Origin of the sequence: Devosia sp., from assembly GCF_040509215.1 — a bacterium.
GTDB lineage: Bacteria > Pseudomonadota > Alphaproteobacteria > Rhizobiales > Devosiaceae > Devosia.
On the sequence record NZ_JBEVLL010000216.1, the window covers coordinates 1 to 4225 of the forward strand.

The 4225-nt window shown below is 60.8% G+C and carries 5 protein-coding genes; all 5 read right to left on the reverse strand.

What is annotated here, in order from left to right; all coding sequences use genetic code 11:
* Positions 1 to 88: 88 nt before the first annotated feature.
* The gene (locus ABW043_RS11840; protein WP_353921410.1) at positions 89 to 1474 is read right to left on the reverse strand and encodes a pyruvate dehydrogenase complex E1 component subunit beta; all 1386 of its coding nucleotides are present in this window, start codon (positions 1472 to 1474) and stop codon (positions 89 to 91) included.
* A gap of 1 nt (position 1475) precedes the next feature.
* Positions 1476 to 1877, reverse strand: a complete 402-nt coding sequence (locus tag ABW043_RS11845; protein WP_353921411.1) for a hypothetical protein — start codon at positions 1875 to 1877, stop codon at positions 1476 to 1478.
* A gap of 6 nt (positions 1878 to 1883) precedes the next feature.
* Entirely contained in the window at positions 1884 to 2903 is a 1020-nt protein-coding gene (gene pdhA, locus ABW043_RS11850) for a pyruvate dehydrogenase (acetyl-transferring) E1 component subunit alpha (RefSeq protein WP_353921412.1), read from the reverse strand.
* Positions 2904 to 3018: 115 nt separating this feature from the next.
* Complete coding sequence (locus ABW043_RS11855) at positions 3019 to 3366, reverse strand: FtsB family cell division protein (protein ID WP_353921413.1); 348 nt, start codon at positions 3364 to 3366, stop codon at positions 3019 to 3021.
* 109 nt (positions 3367 to 3475) lie between these two features.
* A partial coding sequence (locus tag ABW043_RS11860) for a ribose-phosphate diphosphokinase (protein ID WP_353921414.1) occupies positions 3476 to 4225 on the reverse strand: 750 nt, incomplete at its 5' end.

The following is a 4225-nucleotide window of genomic DNA, read 5'->3' on the forward strand; positions in this document are numbered from 1 at the left end:
TCCTTGACGTGCCATTTGGCGAGCTTGCCCTCTTCCATCGTGGGAGAGAGCGCCGGCATGGTGATATCGATAGGCATACCGGGTCTCCTTACGAGCGATAGGTCACGGCATTCACGGCCGCGATCACTTCGTCAACATTGGGCAGTGCCAGCTTTTCGAGGTTCGCGGCATAGGGCATGGGAACGTCCTTGCCGGTCACGCGGATCACGGGCGCATCGAGATAATCGAAAGCCTGTTCCGAAACTCGGGCCGACAGTTCGGCGCCGATACCGCCCTGCGGCCAGCCTTCTTCCACGGTCACGAGGCGACCGGTCTTCTTGACCGACTCGATGACCGTGTCGCTGTCCAGCGGACGCAGGGTGCGCAAGTCGATCAGTTCGACGTCGACGCCTGCTGCCACCAGCTTTTCCGTCGCCTGGGTCGCATAACGCATACCCATGGAGAAGGAGACGATGGTCACATCGGCACCCTTGCGGGCGATGCGGGCCTTGCCGATCGGCAGGACATAGTCGTCGACCTTTGGCACTAGGCCGGTTGAACCGTAGAGAATTTCGTTTTCGAGGAAGACGACCGGGTTCGGCGAACGGATCGCTGCCTTGAGCAGGCCCTTGGCGTCGGCCGCGCTATAGGGCGCGATAACGGTCAGGCCCGGAACATGGCTGTACCATGCCGAGTAGTCCTGGCTGTGCTGGGCGCCAACGCGAGAGGCAACGCCGTTCGGGCCGCGGAACACCATCGGCGCCTGAACCTGGCCACCGGACATATAGAGCTGCTTGGCGGCCGAGTTGATGATCTGGTCGATTGCCTGCATGGCAAAGTTCCAGGTCATGAATTCGACGATTGGCCGCAGGCCGGCAAAGGCCGCGCCGACGGCGAGACCGGCAAAGCCGTGTTCGGTGATGGGGGTATCGATGACGCGCTGCGGACCGAATTCCTGCAGCAGGCCCTGGGTCACCTTATAGGCACCCTGATATTCGGCGACTTCTTCACCCATGATGAAGATGTCTGGATTGGCGCGCATTTCTTCGGCCATGGCTTCGTTCAGCGCCTGGCGAACGGTCAGCTCAACCATTTCGACGCCTTCCGGCAGGTCCGGATCGGCCTGGGCTTCGAACTTGGGCGCGGCCGGAACGGCAGCAGCGGGAGCCGCGTCATTGGCCTTCTCGGCTGCAACAACCGGAGCCTCGGACGGCTCGGGGGCCGTTTCCTTGACAGGAGTAGCGCCTGCGCTTTCGCCTTCGGCGAGAACCAGCGCGATCGGGGTGTTCACCTTTACGCCTTCGGTGCCTTCGGCCACGAGGATTTCGCGAACCACGCCTTCATCGACGGATTCAACTTCCATCGTCGCCTTGTCGGTCTCGATTTCGGCCAGCACGTCGCCGGACTTGACGGTATCGCCGACCTTGACCAGCCACTGCGAGAGCTTGCCCTCTTCCATCGTTGGCGACAGGGCGGGCATGAGGATTTGGGGCATATCAGCTCTCCAGAATGGTATTGCCGGGCATGGGGGCCACGCGGCGAAGTTCGAATTGTTCGGCAAATTGCGCGGCGGGCAGCACGCGCCAATCATTGATGGGGGCAGAAGCGGCGACGGGCGCTGGCGCCTGACGCTGGTTGACTGCCCAGCCACTGAGGATCAGGCCAAGGATCACGAAGGCCAGGCACGCGATGACAGCGCGCTTGTAGATGGCAGCCTGCACTTCGCCGCTGAGACCGGCCCAGCCGGCGACGCGTTCAAAGCGCCACCAGCCAAAGAGCCATTCGCGCCAGCTCGGGCCGCTGGCCGCAGCCAAACGACTGATGGCGATCGCCTGCCCCGCCGCCAGAACAGCGGAGAGCAGAGCGAACAGCATGATGACGCCGAGCAGGATGCTCATCGTGCGTTAGGCCTCGATCGTGATGTCAGTCCACAGCTCCGCAGCATCGGGCTCCGGATCATTGGTGGCAAAATCGGCCGCTTCCGTGACAACGGCGCGAATGTCGGTCTCGATCTTCTTGAGATCGTCCTCGGTGATCACGCCAGCTTCGAGCAGACGCGCACGGACCTGTTCGATCGGATCGCGTTCCTGACGATATTTGGTCACTTCGTCCTTGGAGCGATACTTCGCCGGGTCGGACATGGAGTGGCCGCGATAGCGGTAAGTCAGCATTTCAAGGATATAGGGGCCATTGCCCGAACGCGCATGCTCGATGGCGCGCTTGGCGGCATCATAGACCATGCGGACGTCCATGCCGTCGACCTGCTCGCCCGGAATGTCGAACGAAGCGCCGCGCATTGAGAAGTCGGTCGTGGCGGCAGCGCGCTCGATCGAGGTGCCCATGGCATACTTGTTGTTCTCGATCACGAAGACAACAGGCAGCTTCCAGAGCTTGGCCATGTTGAAGCTTTCGTAGACCTGGCCCTGATTGGCAGCGCCGTCGCCGAAATAGGCAAGGCTCACCGAGCCGTCACCCTTGTACTTCGAAGCGAAGGCCAGACCCGTACCGAGCGAGACCTGCGCGCCGACGATGCCGTTGCCGCCATAGAAGCGATGCTCATTGGAGAACATGTGCATCGAGCCGCCCTTGCCTTTCGACAGGCCGCCCTGACGTCCGGTGAGCTCGGCCATCACACCCTTGGGATCGAGGCCCATGACCAGCATATGGCCGTGGTCGCGATAACCGGTGATCTGGGCGTCCTTGCCCTTTTCCGAGGCCATCGTGATTCCGGTGACGACAGCTTCCTGGCCGATATAGAGGTGGCAGAAGCCGCCGATCAGGCCCATGCCATACATCTGGCCGGCCTTTTCCTCGAAACGCCGGATCAGCAGCATTTCGCGGAAGGCTTCGAGGTCCTGTTCATTGCTGAACTGAGGGGCATTGGGCTGCGTCTTGGCCGAAGTGGCCGTCGCCTTGCGCGCCATGGGTGGGGCTCCCGTATAGAATGGAATTTGCCGCTAGGCCGATCAGGCCACTTCTCGCACTATAGCGCAAGCGTTTGACAGATAAAATTGCCCTTACGGCATAGCGGAATGTGAATTAGAGCGTTGAATCCGCTTCGATAATCTTGATTAACTGATCATCGATTAATTCCTGGAATTTACCAGAAATAGGTTTACCGGTCGCCGGATCGACCATGATGAGAATGTCATCCGCATTCGCCATATTGAGCAGCGCCCTCGCCCGCTCCGTCACGATATCAGGATCGAGATGGCGCGGATTCATCAGCGAATTGCGGTGGCGGAAACTGTCGATTTCGGCCTGCAGGGCCGACGAGCGGTCCTTGAGAACCTGAATATCCGCATGGATTTCATCGCGACCTTCGATACCGAACTGACCGCTGATGGCTGAATAGCCGAGATAGCCCTGGAAGGCCAGGAGTGTCACGGCTAGGGCCAAGGGACGCCAGAATGGTGTGCGTTTAAGTCTGGTGGGCATGTACGGACCGGTCTATGGACCCACACTATGCTGCACGAGGCATTAATACCCGGTTTAGCTATTCCGCTGCCACGCGGGCGGGAAGATTGTCTTCCTCGAAAAGCGCGCTGACCGACTCGCCATTGTTGATGCGCCGCATTGCCTCTGCCAAGGCCGGCGCCACCGATAGCACCGTCAACTTGCCATGGGCCTGCCGTGCCGCGTTGGGCAAGGTATTGGTGCAGACGATTTCGATCACATCAGGCTCGGCGGCCAGACGCGCAACCGCGTCGCTACCAAAAATGCCATGCGTGCAGGCGACACGCGCCGAGCGCGCACCATTGGCCCGAAGATGCTTGAGCAATTCGAGGATCGAACCGCCGCTGGCGATTTCATCATCGAGGATGATGACATCCTTGCCGCGCACTTCGCCAATGATTGCAGAGATGCGCACTTGCGTGTCGGTGATCCGCTCCTTGGCACCAGCAGCCACGGGCGTTCCGAGGCTCCGCGCAAAAGCCGCGGCCGTCTTGGCATTGCCAAGATCAGGCGAAACAACCACGGTATTGCTGAGGTCGAAGCGGCGGAAGTGCGATGCCAGTTCGTGCAGCGCGTGCAGGTGATCCACCGGTACGCTGAAAAAGCCATGCACCTGCGGCGAATGCAGGGTCATTGTCAGCACGCGGTCAGCGCCTGCCGTCTTCAATAGATCAGCAACCAAACGGCCACCGATGGAGATACGCGGCGCGTCCTTCTTGTCGGAACGTGCGTAGGAATAGTGCGGGATGACCGCTGTAATTCGCGCCGCCGAGGCCCCACGCGCCGCGTC

What these genes read in the sequence shown, in the direction of transcription:
- ABW043_RS11845 (WP_353921411.1), bottom strand. Translation starts at nt 1,877, where the DNA reads ATGAGCATCCTGCTCGGCGTCATCATGCTGTTCGCTCTGCTCTCCGCT.
- ABW043_RS11840 (WP_353921410.1), bottom strand. Translation starts at nt 1,474, where the DNA reads ATGCCCCAAATCCTCATGCCCGCCCTGTCGCCAACGATGGAAGAGGGC.
- pdhA (WP_353921412.1), bottom strand. Translation starts at nt 2,903, where the DNA reads ATGGCGCGCAAGGCGACGGCCACTTCGGCCAAGACGCAGCCCAATGCC.